Raw genomic sequence first — 16557 nt, forward strand, 5'->3', positions numbered from 1 at the left:
TTCAGTAACCGTGGCCGCAGACATTAGCCTGCAGTTCTCCGATAGTCCCGTGAGAGTGACGCAGGAGGAACAGTTGCGTTTCGATCCACGCTCATTGGTTGATGTCGCCGTGCTCGTCGCGCGTGAGGCGGGCGAGCTGGCCGTGTCCATGCGTGAAGCCGCCGTGACCGACGTCGACACCAAAAGCAGCGCCACCGACGTGGTGACCGCAGGTGACCGCGCGTCCGAGCAACTGGTCCGGCGGCGGCTCGCCGAGCTGCGGCCCGGTGAGCCGGTGATCGGGGAGGAGGAGGGCGGCACGGCCGCCGTCGAGGGCCTGACCTGGGTCGTCGACCCGATCGACGGCACCGTGAACTACCTCTACGGCATCCCGCACTACGCCGTCTCCATCGCCGCGCAGGTCGACGGCGAGTCCGTCGCGGGGGCCGTCGTCGAGCCCGTCGGCGGCCGGGTGTGGACGGCGGCGAAGGGCGGCGGGGCCTGGCTGGACGGCCGGCGGCTCTCCGTGTCGGACGCCACCCGATTGGACTTGTCCCTTTTGGGTTACGGCTTCGCCTACCGGCCCGAGCGGCGGCAGCGGCAGGCGGACGTCTGGGCGGGCCTCGCGACCAGGGTGCGGGACATGCGGCGGGCCGGCGCGGCATCGCTGGACCTGTGCGCCGTGGCGGCCGGGCGGCTCGACGCCTACGCGGAGCACACCCTGGGCCGGTGGGACTGGGCCGCGGGCGCGTTGCTGGCCCGTGAGGCCGGGGCGGTCGTCCACCTGCCCGGCGAGGCGCCCGAGCTGGGCGCGGACGCCACGTTCGCCGCCGCGCCGGGCATCGCCGACGCCCTGTTCACCGCGCTCGTGGAGTGCGGTTTCGGCAAGGTCTGACGCCGTCGCGCCGGGCCGGTCGCGTGCGGCCGGTCGGGCGCGGGGGTGCGCCCGGATCGGGTGCGGCGAGGTCCGGGCGTCGCTGGTTCCGGCGCGCGACCGGGTCCGGCGCGGCTGCGCCCGGGTCGGGTGCGGTGTGGCCGGTCAGCAGTGGACGTCGCGGGCGCCGACCAGGTGGTCCGCGTTCAGCGACGGCGCGACCGAGCCGTCGGCCGCCTGGCCTCCCTGCTGGTCGGGCTGCTGCTCCGCCCACGCCGCCAGCTGGTCGAGCACCTTGCGGGCGTCGCTGTTCGGCTTCACCTCGCTGAACTTCTGCCCGATCGCCACGTCGACCGTCGCGTCCTGCCGCTCGTCGCGCACCAGCTCCAGGCACGGCTCGATCAGGCTCAACGTCCGCGCCGCGCCCGCGCCGGGCGCGCCGAACCGGATCTGCCCTCGGCACGCCATGTCCTGCGCGGGGTACACCGGGTCGTTGCCCGGCTCCGCCGCCTGCTTCATGCCCAGCTCGGCCAACGTCGTCGCGACGAACCGGGCCTGGTTGCGCTGCGTGCTCGCGTTGAACACCCGGAACTGCACGTCGCCCGCCGGCACCGGGTCGGTCCGGTCCAGCGCGTCGTGCTCCAGCACCGTGCCGAGCGCCGGCGGCTGCTCCGCCGGTGCCGGCGCGCCGGACACGGGCGAGGGCACCCCGCCGGGCGGGTTGCACTTGATCGCCGCGTCCACGTCGCCCGCGTCGGACAGCACGCGGTTCCACACCACCACCGCGGTCACGGCGAGCACCAGGAAGAGGACGAGCGCCGGCAGCGGCCGACGCTTCCGGTACCGCGTCGACCCGCCGTTCCCCGAACCGGGTCCCACGTCCGTCGACCTCCCCTGGGCCAGTGTTGTCAGTGATCAGGCTATGCCGCGTCCCGTTGTTCCGCGTCTCGGGTCCGGCGTAGCGGGGCGCAATCACCCGGTGGCGGAACGTCAACACCCTCGTCGGGCATCTCGGGACGGGAACACCGGGCGGGAGACGCCCACCCAAAGCCTATCGGGCCAGCGTGCGAAGGGCCTGTCACCCGTCTGCTCAATTAGGGGGAACCCGCTGCACGGCCCTCCGATCAATGAGCTACCCTCTCGGCGCTCCGCGCACCGCCGGACACCTGGAAGCGTCGACGAACAGGGGGTTGGCGCCCGGCAGCACGAGCGAGACCTCCGTCACTGGGGACGGAGGGCACAAACGAGGGTGCTGGTGCGTTAACCAGCGACACGAACAGTCTCCGTTGACCGCAGGGGTGAAAGAAGTATGGCGACCGACTACGACGCACCGCGTCGCAGCGAGGCGGACGAACTCGCTGAGGACTCCCTCGAGGAGCTGAAGGCGCGGCGCAACGAAACGCAGTCCGGGGTCGTCGACATCGACGAGGACGCGACCGCCGAGAACTTCGAGCTGCCGGGCGCCGACCTGTCCGGTGAGGAGCTGACGTTCAAGGTCCTGCCGAAGCAGGCGGACGAGTTCACGTGCTCGAAGTGCTTCCTGGTGCACCACCGCAGCAGGCTGGCCGAGGAAGTCAACGGCCAGTACATCTGCCGCGACTGCGCCTGAGGGCGCCTCCGGGCACGACCGGCACGATCCCGCTCGACCGCTCGACCTCGCACGTCCGCTCCAACCGCACGTCCGCTCCGCCTCGCTCGACCGCTCGACCTCGCACGTCCGCTCCAACCGCACGTCCGCTCTGCCTCGCTCGACCGCTCGGCCCGCACGTCCGCTAGACCCCGCACCACCCGCACCACCGCACGACCCGCACGACCCGCACGACCGCTGGACCCGCACTACCGCACGTCCGCACGCACCTACGACCAGATCTGGGCGCTCACCCCACCGCCGGGGTGGCGCCCAGTCCCCGTTGACGTGTCGACGCGGGCCCGGCAGGGAGTTCACCGATCGCGCAGCAGCGCCGCCAGCTCCTCCGCCGACCGCACGCTGAACAGCCAGTACGGCGTCGGGTCCGCCGGGTCCTTCAGCTCGACCCGCACCATCGGCCCGACCCACCCGCGGTGCGTGACGAACGCCAGCGGGTCCAGGTTCGGCCCCATCGCCTTCCGCTTCGCCTTCGCGTCGAACACCTCGACCTCGCCGAGCAGGTCCAGCGGCACGTGCGCCGCGCCCACCCGCAGCTCGCCGCCCGACACCTCGACCTTCGTCGAACCCATCCGGACGATCAGCAGCAGCGCCAGCGGCACCGTGATGACGTACGGCAGCCACGACCGCACACCGGGGAACCCCATGTGGATCTCGGCGGCCAGCAGCGCGGCCGCGGCCAGCGGCAACGGCCAGCCCCACCAGGGCACGTACAGCCGCTCGCGGAACACGATCGGGGCGGTCACAGCACTCTCGCTCACGTCACCAGGGTAGTCTCGCGCGCCGTGCCCAGCGTCGAGGTCCTGTTGTCCCGGCTCGATCCCGCAGTCCCACTCCCCACGTACGCCCGACCGGGTGATGCGGGCGCCGACCTGGTGACGACCACCGACGTGGTGATCGAACCGGGTGAGCGCGCCGTGGTCGGCACGGGCATCGCGATAGCGCTGCCCGAGGGCTACGCGGGGTTCGTGCACCCGCGGTCGGGGCTCGCCGCGCGCGTCGGCCTGAGCGTGGTCAACACGCCGGGCACGATCGACGCGGGCTACCGGGGCGAGATCAAGGTGTGCCTGGTGAACCACGACCTGCGTGACGCCGTCGTGCTGACCCGAGGTGACCGGATCGCCCAGCTGGTGGTGCAGAAGGTGGAGCACGCGGTGTTCCGCGAAGTCGACGAGCTGCCCGACTCCGCGCGGGGCGCGGGCGGCTACGGCTCTACAGGCGGGCACGACGTGCTCGCCCGGACGGAGGGGTGAAGGCGATGTTCGGAAAGCGCCGCAAGCGCGGTAGGCACTCCGCGAACCGGGGGACGGCGCAACCCGAGGTCGAGTTCGACGGGGTGGAGCCCGCCGAGGACGGCCCGTTCGACGAGCCGCAGGCCCCGGACGACGGACTGAACCGGCTCGACCTCGGCTCGATCCGGCTGCCCGTGCCCGAGGGCGCGCAGCTCCAGGTCGAGATGGACCCGGCGGGCGCGGTGCGCGCCGTGCACCTGCTCACGACCGTCGGCCAGCTCACCGTGAGCGCGTTCGCGGCGCCGAAGTCGGACCGGCTGTGGCCGGAGGTCTGCGGCGAGATGATCGCCCAGTTCAAGAACGACGGGTTCCGCATCCTCCGCGAGAACGGCGACTGGGGCGAGGAGATCGCGGCCCGCAACAACGAGGTGCACCTGCGCGTGGTCGGCGTCGACGGCCCGCGGTGGATGCTGCGCGGCATCGCGGCGGCGCCCACGGAGGAGCAGGGCCTCCGGGCGACCCAGGCCCTGTACGCGCTGATGCGCGACACGATCGTGGTGCGCGGCGAGCAGGCGATGCCGGTGCGGACGCCGTTGCCGATCGAGCTGCCCGAGGCGATCGCCCGGCACATCCAGGCTCAGCAGCCCGGCTGAGCCGACGCGTCGAGGAACGCGGCGAGCGCGGCGCGGCCCAGGGCTTCCCGGTCCGCGCCCACCGCCGCCACGGTCGTCGTGCGCAGAGCGGCACGAGGAATCGCCTCGACCCACTTCCGGGCGACTTCGAACGGGTGCACGGGGTCGTCGGTCCACGCGGCGACACCCACCGGCGCCGTCAGCCCGCCCAGCTCGGCCAACGTCGGCGAGGCCGTCCCGGCGGCCTCCCGCAGCGCCGCCGCCAGCCGTGACCCGTACCGCGGCCACGCCCGCCGCAGTTCCGCGCCCAGCCACCCGTCGACGCCGGTCAGGGCCGTTTCGACGCCCGCCGACTCCACCACCGAGGCGCTCGCCGAGGCCGCCAGAGCCGCCGGCGCGCCGTCCGCCGGGCCGTTCCACGCGGGCAGCGTGACCAGCACGCCCGCGCACCGCTCGGGATGCCGTACCGCCCACGTCGCGGCCACGTGCGCGCCCAGCGACACCCCGCCCACGACGACCGGCGTGCCGCCCCAGGCCGCGTCCAACGCCTCGAAGTGCTCCCGCACGCCCCGCGACGGGGGTGCGACCAGGGAGAACCCGGCCTCGTCCAGCGGGCCTGCGAACACCGACGCGACGAACACCTCGTCGGACGCGGTGCCCGGCAGCAGAACGACGCGTGAAGAACTCATGGCGTCAGATCCTCCCCCAGTCGGATACCCGGTCGGGTGTACCCGGTTACGCTGGCTGTTGGACGGGCTTCGCTGTCGAGGCCCCGCGCATTCCAGGAGTCGGGGATGACTGGTACTGGGGGTGGCTACTGGCGCCGCCTCGTGCGTCGGCTTACCACCGACGTCAACGAGTTGGACGCCGACGACCTGTCCCGAAAAGCCCAGGCCGTCGGTGCCATCCGCGCGTGCGACTGCGAGTCCGGCCAGGAGGTGACGGTGTTGGGGAGGTTGCGCAGCGTCGAGCTGTGCCCCCGTGACGCCGCCGCCACGCTGGAGGCGGAGTTGTACGACGGCACCGAGGGCGTCACGCTGGTCTGGCTGGGCCGTCGCCGCATCGCGGGCATCGAGCCGGGCCGCACCATCAAGGCCAAGGGCCGGATCGCCGTCCGGGACGGTCGCAAGGTGCTCTACAACCCCTACTACGAGTTGCAGAACGCTTCATGACATCAGTGAACGGGCCGCAGAGCCGTCCCGAGCAGTCCGAGAACCGGTCCGACGACAACCAACCCGAGAAGCAGCCGACGTTGCTCGAGCAGATGGGCGGCGTCAGCGGCCTGCTGTTCTCCTCGTTGCCCGTCGTGGTGTTCGTCCTGGTGAACGCGTTCGCCGGGCTGATGCCCGCGATCTGGAGCGCCCTGTCGGCGGCGGTCGTCATCGGCATCGTGCTGGCGATGCGCAAGGGCTCCGTGCAGCCCGCCGTGTCGGCGGTGTTCGGCGTCGGCATCGCCGCGTTCATCGCCTACCGGACGGGTGACGCCAAGGGCTTCTTCCTGTTCGGCATCTGGCAGAGCCTCGTCTACGGCGGCGTGTTCCTCGCGTCGATCCTGGTCAGGTGGCCGCTGGCGGGCGTGATCTGGTCGTTCCTCAACGGTCAGGGCCAGGCGTGGCGGCAGGACAAGGCGAGCGTCCGGGACTACGACATCGCGACGCTCGTGTGGGCGCTGGTGTTCGGATCGCGGTTCGTGGTGCAGCGGTGGCTGTACGACGAGGCGTCGGTCGGCTGGCTGGCCGCCGCGAGGCTGGCGATGGGCTACCCGTTGATGGCGGTGGCGCTGGTCGTCACCGTGTGGGCGGTGCGCCGTTCGGACAAGCGCCTCAAGGCCGCCCTCGCCCTCCAGGAGGAGGAGAACCGCGCGGCGGAGGAACGCCTCCGCGCGCAGGCCGAGGGCAAGCCGAACACGTACCAGCAGATGCTGGACCACAACCCCACCCACCGCCCGCAACCGACTCCGGCGGAGGACCGCTAACCACCGGCCGCCCCCACCTCCCGATCCGGCGCCACCAGCCGCCTCGGGCAACGGGCTCACCGGCACCGGCATCGCCCACCCAGGGCCACCGGCCGACCAGGCGCCACGGGCTAACGGGCACCACCGGTCGTCCACGGGTCATCTGCCGAACACCTGGCGACAGGGCTATACGGCCTGCTCAAAGCCACCGGCAACCGGCCCGTCAAGGTCATCGGCCTACCGGGCGTCACGGGCCTACCGGCATCACGGGTCAACCGGGCATCACGGGTCAACCGGGCATCACGGGTCAACCGGGCATCACGGGTCAACCGGGCATCACGGGTCAACCGGGCATCACGGGTCAACCGCGCGTCACGGGTCAACCGCCCCAGAACGCTACGCAGGGGTCCCCGCCAAGGGGACCCCTGCTTTCATTCTCCCGCAGGGGTACGACAATCCGGGAGTTCCGACAAGTCCCGGCGTTCCCGGACTTCCGGCGTTCCCGGACTTGCGGGCGTTCCCGGAGTTCCCGGAGTCCCAGCGACCTCCGCCTCAGTACCCCAGTGCCGAACGAATCTCGCGTTCCACGTCCGCAGCGGCCACGAACAGCAGCTCGTCGCCGCCTTCCAGCGTGTCCTCGGGCGTCGGCACGATGACCCTGCCCCCGCGCAGGATCGTCACCAGCGCCGCGTCCCGCGGCAGCGCCAGCCCGTTCACCGGCGAACCAGCCAACGGAGTGTCACCCGGAAGAGTGATTTCCACGAGGTTCGCCTGACCCTGCCGCAACGTCATCAGCCGCACCACGTCGCCGACCGTCACGGCCTCCTCCACCAGCGCCGACAGGATGCGCGGCGTCGACACGGCCACGTCCACCCCCCACGACTCGGTGAACAGCCACTCGTTCGCCGGGTCGTTCACCCGCGCCACCACGCGCCGCACCGCGAACTCGGTCTTCGCCAGCAGCGACACCACCAGGTTGACCTTGTCGTCACCGGTGGCGGCGATGACCACGTCGCACAGCTGCATCCCGGCGTCTTCCAGGGACGACAGCTCGCACGCGTCGGCCTGCACCCACTCGGCCTGCTCCACGGTGTGCGGTTCGAACTGCGTCCGGTCGCGCTCGATCAGCATCACCTGGTGCCCGTCGGACACCAACTCGGCCGCGATGGACCGGCCCACCGCGCCCGCACCAGCAATCGCGATACGCACTCAGCTCTCCTCGGGCGCGTGAGCCGCAGCCGCGGCCACATCGGTCACGGTGCCGGACAGGGCCGCCACGTACACCTGGTCGTCGGCCTGCAGCACGGTCTTCGAGTCGGGCAGCACACCCGTGCCGAACCGCATCACGAACGCCACCCGGCAGCCGGTGGCCTCCTGCAGGTCGCGCACGGTCCGGCCCACCCAGTCCTCGTGCAGCTCCAGCGGCAGCACGGCCACGGTGCCGGACGGGTCGCGCCACGCGGTCGCGGTGCCCTCCGGCAGCAGCATCCGCAGGAACCGGTCGGTGGACCACGGCACGGTCGCCACGGTCGGGATGCCCAGCCGCTCGTACACGGCGGCGCGCTTCTCGTCGTAGATCCGGGCGACCACGGCCTCCACCCCGAACGTCTCCCGCGCCACCCGCGCCGAGATGATGTTGGAGTTGTCGCCGCTGGACACGGCCGCGAACGCGCCCGCTCTCTCGATGCCCGCCTCGATCAGCACCCGCTGGTCGAACCCGTTGCCCACGACCTGCTGGCCGTGGAAGTCGGAGCCGAGCCGGCGGAAGGACTGCGCGTCCTTGTCGATCACCGCGACCTGGTGGTCCAGGCGCTCCAAGGCCCTGGCCAGGGACGAGCCCACCCGGCCACAACCCATGATCACCACGTGCACGAAAGCCTCCTGAACGACGCTTACGGAGAACCTACCCACGATTACTCCGACCAGGGGACGCGGACCCCTTACGCTTTCGACCCGTGTCCAAGCTCGCAACAGCGGCCAAGCGCCTGCTGGTCGGCAGGCCCTTCCGCAGCGATCGCCTAGCCCACACCCTGCTCCCCAAGCGCATCGCCCTGCCGGTGTTCGCCTCGGACGCGATGTCGAGCGTCGCCTACGCCCCCGAGGAGATCTTCCTCGTCCTGTCGGTGGCGGGCCTCTCGGCCTACGCGATGGCCCCGTGGGTCGGCGTGGTGGTCGTCGTCGTGATGCTCACGGTGGTGGCGAGCTACCGGCAGAACGTGCACGCCTACCCGTCCGGTGGCGGCGACTACGAGGTCGCCACGGTCAACCTGGGTCGCAGAGCGGGCCTCACGGTCGCGAGCGCGCTGCTCGTGGACTACATCCTCACCGTCGCCGTCTCCATCGCCTCGGCCGCCGCCAACATCGGCTCGGCCATCCCGTTCGTCGCCACGCACAAGGTCGAGTTCGCGGTCGCCGCGATCATCATCCTCACGGCGGTCAACCTGCGCGGCATCCGCGAGTCGGGCAGCGCGTTCGCGATCCCGACCTACGCGTTCATGGTCGGCATCACGCTGATGATCGGCTACGGCCTGTACCGGGGGTTCGTCGCGGGCGACGTCATGCGCGCCGAGAGCGCGGGCCTGGAACTGCGCGCCGAGGACGACCACCTGATGGGCCTGGCGTTCATGTTCCTCGTGCTCCGCGCGTTCTCCTCCGGCTGCGCGGCGCTGACGGGCGTCGAGGCGATCAGCAACGGCGTGCCGGCGTTCCGCAAGCCGAAATCGCGCAACGCCGCGACGACGTTGCTGCTGATGGGCCTGATCGCGGTCGTGATGCTGATGGGCCTGATCGTGCTGGCCCAGCTCACCGGCGTGCGGATGGCCGAGGACCCGGACCACCAGCTGGTCAACGCGCCGGAGGGCTACGAGCAGAAGACGATGGTGGCGCAGATCGCGGGCGCCGTGTTCGAGGGCTTCCCGGTCGGCTTCTTCTTCATCACCGGCGTCACCGCGCTGATCCTCGTCCTGGCGGCGAACACCGCGTTCAACGGCTTCCCGGTGCTCGGCTCGATCCTCGCCCAGGACCGCTACCTGCCCCGCCAGCTGCACACCCGCGGCGACCGGCTGGCGTTCAGCAACGGCATCGTGTTCCTCGCCGGCGCGGCGATCATCCTGGTCATCGCGTTCGACGCCGAGGTCACCAAGCTCATCCAGCTGTACATCGTGGGCGTGTTCGTGTCGTTCACGATGAGCCAGACCGGCATGGTCCGGCACTGGAACCGGCTGCTGGCGACCGAGACCGACCCGGCCGCCCGCCGCCGCATGCGCCGCTCGCAGGCGATCAACACGTTCGGCCTGGTCATGACGTCGTCGGTGCTCGTGGTCGTGCTGATCACGAAGTTCACCAACGGCGCGTGGATCGCCATCGCCGCGATGGGCGCCATCTACGCCCTCATGACCGCCATCCGCCGGCACTACGACCGGGTCGCCGAGGAGCTGCGCCAGCAGGAGCGGCAGAAGCTCCTGCCCGCCCGCAACCACGCCATGGTGCTCGTCTCCAAGCTCCACATGCCCACGTTGCGGGCCCTGGCGTACGCCAAGGCGACGCGACCGGACATCCTTGAGGCCGTCACGGTCAACGTGGACGACATCGACACGCGCCGCCTCGTGCAGGCGTGGGAGAAGGAGAACTTCAAGGTGCCGCTGAAGGTGATCGAATCGCCCTACCGGGAGATCACCAAGCCGGTCCTGGACTACGTCAAGCGGGTCCGCACGGACAACCCGCGCGACGTGGTGACGGTGTTCATCCCGGAGTACGTGGTCGGTCACTGGTGGGAGCAGTTCCTGCACAACCAGAGCGCCCTGCGGCTCAAGGGCAGGCTGCTGTTCCAGCCCGGCGTGATGGTGACGAGCGTGCCGTGGCAGTTGGCGTCATCCTCGAAGGTGACGGACAAGGACGACGTCGTCGCGCCGGGGGCCATCCGGCGCGGCTTGGACAAGCGTGGCCAGGACGATCAGGGGAACCGCAGGTGACGGCGACGTGGAAGCAACGGCTGATCGAGGTCGAGGTCGGCCCGGTCGCCCACGGCGGGCACTGCGTCGCCCGCCACGAGGGCCGCGTCGTGTTCGTCCGGCACGCCCTGCCCGGTGAACGGGTCCTCGTCCGCGTCACCGAGGACACCGGCGGCTCGTTCTGCCGAGGCGACGCCGTCGAGGTCCTGGAGGCGTCGCCGGATCGCGTCGAGGCGCCGTGCCGGTACGCGGGACCGGGCCTGTGCGGCGGCTGCGACTGGCAGCACGCGTCGTGGCAGGCCCAGCGCGAGCTGAAGGCCGCCGTGGTCAGCGAGCAGCTGCACCGGCTCGCCAAGCTCGACTGGGAGGTCATCGTCGAGGACCTGCCCGGCGGGCCCGAGGACTGGCGCACCCGGATGCGGATGGCCGTCGGCCGCGACGGCCGCGCCGGGTTCCGCGCCCACCGCAGCCACGACGTCATCGCCGTGGACGACTGCGTCATCGCCGTGCCCGGCGCGCTGGACGGCGTGGTCGACCGCACGTGGCCGCCGAAGTCCGAGCTCGTCGTCACCCGTGACGCGGGCGGGCAGGTCCACCTGACCGAGGTCGGCCCGCCCGTCGTGCGCCGCGGCCGTCCCGTGCCCGGCCCGTCCCGGCTCATCGGCGGCAGCGGCACGGCCACCGAACTCGCCGCGGGCCGGGCGTGGAACGTCCGCGCCGACGGCTTCTGGCAGGTCCACCCGGCGGCCGCCGACACGTTCGCCGCGGTCGTCCGCGACTGGGCCGACTGCCAACCCGGTGACCGCGCCTGGGACCTGTACGGCGGCGTCGGCCTGTTCGCGTCCTTGCTGGCCGAGCAGGTCGGCGAGACCGGTTCCGTGGCCGTGGTCGAGTCGTCGTACGGCGCGGTTGAGGACGGCAAGCGCAACCTGTCCGACCAACCGCAGGTCAGCTGGTACGCGGGCCGCACCGAGGCGGTCCTGGAGACGCCCGACTTCACCGACCTGCCGCCGGACGTCGTCGTGCTGGACCCGCCCCGCAAGGGCGCGGGCCGGGTGGTGGTCACCGCCATCGCCCGCAGCCGCCCCGCACGTGTGGTTTACGTCGCGTGCGACCCGGCCGCCCTGGCCCGCGACATCGCCGCCTTCGCCCACCACGGCTACGAGTTGGCCCAGCTCAGGGCGTTCGACGCGTTCCCCATGACCCACCACGTCGAGTGCATCGCCCTGCTGAGGCCCGCTCGCTGAGCGGTGTCTCAGTCCGTGGTCCGTAGACTGACCGGACGAATCGGGGAGTCGAACCACAGGGCGAGGTGGAGCGGTGACGCTGCTGGAATCCGTGCACGGACCGGCGGAGCTGAAACGTCTGGGTGCCGATGAGCTGGTGCGGCTCGCGGAGGAGATCCGCCGGTTCCTGGTCGACAAGGTCTCCCGGACCGGCGGGCACCTGGGGCCCAACCTCGGCGTGGTCGAGCTGACGATGGCGGTGCACCGGGTCTTCGACTCGCCGCACGACTCGATCGTGTTCGACACCGGGCACCAGAGCTACGTGCACAAGATCCTCACCGGCCGGCGCGCCGGGTTCGACACGCTCCGCCAGAAGGGCGGCCTGTCCGGTTACCCGTCCCGGTCGGAGAGCGAGCACGACGTCGAGGAGAACAGCCACGCCTCGACCGCCCTCTCCTACGCCGACGGCCTCGCCAAGGCCTACCAGCTCGGCGGCCAGCGGCGGCACGTCGTCGCGGTCGTCGGCGACGGCGCCCTCACCGGCGGCATGTGCTGGGAGGCGCTGAACAACATCGCCGCCGGCTCCGACCGGCCCGTGGTGATCGTGGTCAACGACAACGGCCGCTCCTACTCGCCCACCATCGGCGGCCTGGCCGACCACCTGTCGTCACTGCGCCTGCAGCCCGGCTACGAGCGCGCCCTCGAACGCGGCAAGAACGCCCTCCAGGGCACCCCGATCGTCGGCAAGCCCGTCTACGCGGCCCTGCACGCGGCCAAGCGCGGCATCAAGGACGCGCTCAGCCCGCAGGCCATGTTCGAAGACCTCGGCCTCAAGTACATCGGCCCGGTCGACGGCCACGACCACGCGGTCCTCGAGTCGGCGCTGCGCCGCGCCAAGTCGTTCGGCGGGCCGGTCATCGTGCACACCGTCACCCGCAAGGGCAACGGCTTCGCGCCCGCCGAGAACCACGAGGCCGACCAGATGCACGCCACCGGCGTCATCGACCCCATCACCGGCGAGAACATCGGCCCGTCCAAGCGCACGTGGACCCACGTGTTCGCGGACGAGCTGGCGACGCTCGGCGGCGAGCGGCCCGACCTGGTCGCCATCACCGCCGCCATGCGCGGCCCGACAGGCCTCGACAAGTTCGCCGGCCTGTACCCGGACCGCTGCTTCGACGTCGGCATCGCCGAGCAGCACGCCATGACGTCCGCCGCGGGCCTCGCCATGGGCGGCATGCACCCCGTGGTGGCGATCTACGCGACGTTCCTCAACCGGGCGTTCGACCAGCTCCTGATGGACGTCGCCATGCACAAGCAGGGCGTCACCGTCGTCCTCGACCGCGCGGGCATCACCGGCCCCGACGGCGCGTCCCACCACGGCATGTGGGACCTGTCCATCTGCGGCCTGATCCCCGGCATCCACGTCGCCGCGCCCCGTGACGCCGCCACGCTGCGCGAGGAGCTGCGCGAGGCGGTCCGGATCGCCGACGCGCCGTCCGTCATCCGCTACCCGAAGGCGTCCGTCGGCCCCGACCTGCCCGCCGTCGAGCGGATCGGCACGGTCGACGTCCTCCAGCGCTCCGGCGACGACGTGCTGCTCGTGACCGTCGGCGCGTTCGGTTCGCTCGGCCTGGCCGCCGCCCAGCGGCTCGCCGACCAGGGCATCGGCGTGACCGTCGTCGACCCGCGCTGGGTGTTCCCCGTGTCCGGCGACCTGGTCGAACTGGCCCGCCGGCACCGGCTCGTGGTGACCGTCGAGGACGGCGGCAGGCACGGCGGCTTCGGCTGGGCGCTCGCCGCCGCGCTGCGCGACGCGTCCGTCGACGTGCCGCTGCGCGACCTGGGCATCCCGCAGGAGTTCCAGGAGCACGGCGAGCGCGGCGAGGTGCTGGCCGACATCGGCCTGACCGCGCAGGACGTGGCCCGGCGCATCACCGAGTGGGTCGTGGCGGCCGAGCCCGCCCGGGTCGGCGCGTCCGTCCAGGAGTGAGCCCGCGGCCGGGGCGCCCGTCCGGCGACGGGCACCCCGGCCGACGCGTGTCAGCAGACCCAGACTCCGTCGTGGCGTAGATTGTCACCGCGTCGTTGTCCGACGTCCCCGCATTCGCCTGGTCGAGCTCCTCCCACGACCGAACGCCGACGCGGCCGCGCTCAACGACTCCAGTGCCCCGCGGATCACCTTGTTCACGGAGAGTTTCCGGACGTTGAACGGCAACCTCTGAACAATGGCGATCGGGGGGTGAACGTGATGCCACGAAAGAACGTGTTCTAGAAGGGGTCGACAACCTGCTGTTGACGTTCGCGACGGATCTGCGCGAACTCCGCGAAGCCGCCAGCCGTCCGCCTTATCGCGGTTGGCCGGGCGGGCGCACTTCTCGGCGGAGGCCCTGTGCGACCCGGCGGGAGGCCGTCGCCTGCCGAGCCTGGCCGTGACCATGGCGTACGTGCGGGCCGGAGGCGGCCGGCGGTTCACGTCGTTGGTCGGCAGCGCGCTGGTCCACATCGGCGCGGCAATGGTGAAATCGACTCACGTAGAGAACGCCAACGGGCAATGGCCAACCGCAATTCAACGACGACCGCCACCTAGCCACTAATCGGCCACCGTTCCACGATCCACCAACCCCGCCCCGATCGGCCCGAAGCCGCCCAGCCGCCCGGCCACGCGCCGTCCATCGCTCGGCGCTCGCGTTCATACGCATTCCTCGCCCGGCGGCCGTGCCTGACCCGTGCCCTCACTCGGCGCGCTCGCGCGCCCACCCGCGCCGAGATTCACCCGGAAGCCCCTACTTCCTCCGCAGCCGGCGTTCACCCGGAGGCATCCACACCCAAGGACCGAGGCACCCGGTTCTGTCGGTCCCCTGTGCTTGGGTGTGTGCGAGGGGATCCCGTGCCGGGAGTACCCCTGCGACAGCGCGCCGACGGCATCGACAGCATCGACAGCATCGCGCTAAGCGGGTTCTCAGGGATCTGTGGCACCTTTGTGGGGTGCGGATCCTGGTAGTCGAGGACGAGGTGCCACTGGCCGACGCGATCGCGCGTGGCCTGCGGCGCGAAGGCATGGCGGTCGACGTCGCCTACGACGGCGAGACCGGCCACGAGAAGTCGACCGTGACCCGGTACGACGTGGTCGTGCTCGACCGCGACCTGCCCGGCATGTCCGGCGACGAGCTGTGCAAGGAAATCCTCAGCTCCGGCGCGCTGACCAGGGTCATGATGCTCACCGCCAGCGCCGGCATCGACGACCGCGTCGCCGGCCTGTCCCTCGGCGCCGACGACTACCTGGCCAAACCGTTCGCCTTCCCCGAGCTGGTCGCCCGCGTCCGCGCCCTCGCCCGCCGCGCCACCCCGGCCACCCCGCCCCTGCTCACCGCCCGCGACGTCGAACTCGACCCGGCCCGCCGCACGGTCCGCCGCGCCGGCCACCCCGTCGAGCTGACGCGCAAGGAGTTCGGCGTCCTCGAAGTGCTGCTCGCCGCCAAGGGGTCCGTGGTCTCCAGCGAGGAACTGCTCGAACGCGTCTGGGACGAGAACGCCGACCCGTTCACGACCACCGTCCGCGTCACCGTCATGACGTTGCGCAAGAAGCTCGGCGAACCGGGCATCATCGACACGGTCGTCGGTTCCGGCTACCGCGTGCCCACGGCAGGTTCCACTGAACTCTGAGCTGGCCCGCAGGCGCGGACCGGGGCTGCGCACGCGGCTCACCCTGCTCGCGACCGGCCTGGTCGCGTTCGTCAGCGGCCTGCTCCTCCTGCTCGGCTGGTTGCTCGTCGGTCGCGTCATCGCCTCCTCGCCCCGCTTCGCCGAAGGCAGCACCGTCATCGTCGACGGCCGCGAGGTCGACGCCGGCGCGCTGATGGACCTGCTCGGCGAACAAGCCCGCGACGACGTGCTGCGGTCCGGCTCGATCGCGTTCCTCTGCGTGGTGGCCGCGGCGGCCCTGCTCGCGTGGACCATCACGGGTCGCGTCCTCCAACCCGTGCACGACGTGACCGACGCGGCCCGACGTCTGTCCGCCGAGTCACTGGGGGAGAGGCTGCGCCTCGACGGCCCGCGGGACGAGGTCGCCGAACTGGCCGACACGTTCGACGAGATGCTCGACCGGCTCCAGGCGGCGTTCGACTCGCAGCGGCGGTTCGTCGCCAACGCCTCCCACGAGCTGCGCACACCGCTGGCCGTCATCCGCACCGAACTGGACGTGACGCTCGCCGACCCGGACGCCAACGCCGACGAACTGCGTCGCATGGCGGGAGTGGTGCGGGCCGCGACCGAACGGGCCGAGCAGTTGGTCAGCGCGCTGCTGCTCCTCGCGCGCACGGACGGGCTCGGCCTGGCGGTGCGCGAGCCGGTGGACCTGAACGCCGTGGTCGAGTCCGCGTGGAACGCCGTGCGGGTGGAAGCCGAGGAGCGCCGGCTGCGGGTGTCGTTCGTCCAAGCCCCGGCGCCCGCCGTCGGCGACCCGGCGTTGTTGGAGCGGATCGCGGGGAACCTGCTGGAGAACGCCGTCAGGCACAACGTGCCCGGTGGGTGGATCGAGGTGCGCACCGAAGGCGGACCCGACTGGACGTTGCTGCGGGTGTCGTCGTCGGGGCCGCTCATCGCGCCGGACCGGGTGGAAGAGCTGTTCGAGCCGTTCCGCCGGGGTGGCACCGACCGGACCGCGCGCACCGGCACCGGGCTCGGGCTGTCCATCGTCAGGGCCGCTGTCGCAGCTCACGAGGGTCAGGTGCACGCCACGGCGGTCGCCGGCGGAGGGCTGTCGGTGGCCGTCCACCTGCCGTCCGCGCCCCACGGAAAACTCGTGTGAGTGGTCCCGATCACACATGATCCGGTTTGAGGCCGCCCGCACGTGGTACTACCTGCGGATACGTGCCTCCCGACCCCCGATTTGTCTCCGGGTTGGCCGGGGTGTAACTTTCTCTCTGCCAGCGCGGAACGGGCCGGAGAGAGACCGGAACGGAGCGCGGCGAACATCAGCCCCGGATACGAATCACCTGGAAACAGTGATGAGTGGCGGTGTGCGCGTGTTCTTTGAGAACTCAACAGCGTGCCGAATAGCCAG

The 16557-nt window shown here is 71.5% G+C and carries 16 protein-coding genes; 11 read left to right on the forward strand and 5 right to left on the reverse strand.

Annotated elements, in window-relative coordinates; genetic code table 11:
* The first annotated feature begins 73 nt into the window (after positions 1-73).
* Complete coding sequence (locus ACRAKH_RS08640) at positions 74-874, forward strand: inositol monophosphatase family protein (RefSeq protein ID WP_447009727.1); 801 nt, start codon at positions 74-76, stop codon at positions 872-874.
* Positions 875-1018: 144 nt separating this feature from the next.
* Here the strand turns inward: ACRAKH_RS08640 and cei are convergent, their stop codons facing one another.
* The gene (cei, locus tag ACRAKH_RS08645) at positions 1019-1732 is read right to left on the reverse strand and encodes an envelope integrity protein Cei (RefSeq protein WP_380726922.1); all 714 of its coding nucleotides are present in this window, start codon (positions 1730-1732) and stop codon (positions 1019-1021) included.
* Between the two features lie 430 nt (positions 1733-2162).
* On the opposite strand from cei, the gene ACRAKH_RS08650 reads away from it, so the two are divergent.
* On the forward strand, positions 2163-2462 hold the full coding sequence (locus tag ACRAKH_RS08650; protein ID WP_053717171.1) for a DUF4193 domain-containing protein: 300 nt from the start codon (positions 2163-2165) through the stop codon (positions 2460-2462).
* 332 nt (positions 2463-2794) lie between these two features.
* Here the strand turns inward: ACRAKH_RS08650 and ACRAKH_RS08655 are convergent, their stop codons facing one another.
* Positions 2795-3259 carry a DUF3093 domain-containing protein gene (locus ACRAKH_RS08655; protein ID WP_380726920.1) on the reverse strand — a complete coding sequence of 155 codons (465 nt, stop codon included), beginning with the start codon at positions 3257-3259 and terminating at the stop codon, positions 2795-2797.
* 24 nt (positions 3260-3283) lie between these two features.
* Here ACRAKH_RS08655 and dut point away from each other — a divergent pair, with 24 nt between their 5' ends.
* Together dut and ACRAKH_RS08665 are read left to right on the forward strand one after the other, a co-directional pair.
* Positions 3284-3751 (forward strand): dUTP diphosphatase, encoded by a 468-nt coding sequence (gene dut, locus ACRAKH_RS08660; protein ID WP_380726918.1) that lies wholly within the window; start codon positions 3284-3286, stop codon positions 3749-3751.
* A gap of 5 nt (positions 3752-3756) precedes the next feature.
* Complete coding sequence (locus tag ACRAKH_RS08665) at positions 3757-4383, forward strand: DUF3710 domain-containing protein (protein ID WP_380726916.1); 627 nt, start codon at positions 3757-3759, stop codon at positions 4381-4383.
* On the opposite strand, the gene ACRAKH_RS08670 is transcribed toward ACRAKH_RS08665, so the two are convergent.
* Complete coding sequence (locus ACRAKH_RS08670) at positions 4368-5051, reverse strand: alpha/beta fold hydrolase (RefSeq protein ID WP_447009728.1); 684 nt, start codon at positions 5049-5051, stop codon at positions 4368-4370. The genes ACRAKH_RS08665 and ACRAKH_RS08670 overlap by 16 nt on opposite strands.
* A gap of 105 nt (positions 5052-5156) precedes the next feature.
* Here ACRAKH_RS08670 and ACRAKH_RS08675 point away from each other — a divergent pair, with 105 nt between their 5' ends.
* The gene (locus ACRAKH_RS08675; protein ID WP_380726912.1) at positions 5157-5534 is read left to right on the forward strand and encodes an OB-fold nucleic acid binding domain-containing protein; all 378 of its coding nucleotides are present in this window, start codon (positions 5157-5159) and stop codon (positions 5532-5534) included.
* The gene (locus tag ACRAKH_RS08680; protein ID WP_380726910.1) at positions 5531-6337 is read left to right on the forward strand and encodes a DUF3159 domain-containing protein; all 807 of its coding nucleotides are present in this window, start codon (positions 5531-5533) and stop codon (positions 6335-6337) included. The genes ACRAKH_RS08675 and ACRAKH_RS08680 overlap by 4 nt, the downstream gene beginning before the upstream one ends.
* A gap of 531 nt (positions 6338-6868) precedes the next feature.
* On the opposite strand, the gene ACRAKH_RS08685 is transcribed toward ACRAKH_RS08680, so the two are convergent.
* Both ACRAKH_RS08685 and ACRAKH_RS08690 read right to left on the reverse strand, forming a co-directional pair.
* The gene (locus ACRAKH_RS08685) at positions 6869-7525 is read right to left on the reverse strand and encodes a potassium channel family protein (protein WP_380726908.1); all 657 of its coding nucleotides are present in this window, start codon (positions 7523-7525) and stop codon (positions 6869-6871) included.
* Complete coding sequence (locus ACRAKH_RS08690) at positions 7526-8188, reverse strand: potassium channel family protein (protein ID WP_380726906.1); 663 nt, start codon at positions 8186-8188, stop codon at positions 7526-7528.
* Between the two features lie 83 nt (positions 8189-8271).
* Between ACRAKH_RS08690 and ACRAKH_RS08695 the strand changes: the two genes are divergently transcribed.
* From ACRAKH_RS08695 to ACRAKH_RS08715, 5 genes are all read left to right on the forward strand, one after another.
* Positions 8272-10287 (forward strand): APC family permease, encoded by a 2016-nt coding sequence (locus tag ACRAKH_RS08695; RefSeq protein ID WP_380726904.1) that lies wholly within the window; start codon positions 8272-8274, stop codon positions 10285-10287.
* Positions 10284-11513: a class I SAM-dependent RNA methyltransferase gene (locus ACRAKH_RS08700; RefSeq protein ID WP_380726902.1), complete on the forward strand. Its 1230-nt coding sequence runs from the start codon at positions 10284-10286 to the stop codon at positions 11511-11513. Before ACRAKH_RS08695 ends, ACRAKH_RS08700 begins: the two co-directional genes overlap by 4 nt.
* A 73-nt stretch (positions 11514-11586) precedes the next feature.
* The gene (gene dxs, locus ACRAKH_RS08705) at positions 11587-13485 is read left to right on the forward strand and encodes a 1-deoxy-D-xylulose-5-phosphate synthase (protein ID WP_380726900.1); all 1899 of its coding nucleotides are present in this window, start codon (positions 11587-11589) and stop codon (positions 13483-13485) included.
* Positions 13486-14480: 995 nt separating this feature from the next.
* Positions 14481-15158, forward strand: a complete 678-nt coding sequence (locus ACRAKH_RS08710) for a response regulator transcription factor (RefSeq protein WP_380726898.1) — start codon at positions 14481-14483, stop codon at positions 15156-15158.
* Complete coding sequence (locus tag ACRAKH_RS08715) at positions 15148-16302, forward strand: sensor histidine kinase (RefSeq protein WP_380726924.1); 1155 nt, start codon at positions 15148-15150, stop codon at positions 16300-16302. The genes ACRAKH_RS08710 and ACRAKH_RS08715 overlap by 11 nt, the downstream gene beginning before the upstream one ends.
* The last annotated feature ends 255 nt before the right edge of the window (positions 16303-16557 follow it).

Source organism: Saccharothrix hoggarensis, from assembly GCF_052936025.1.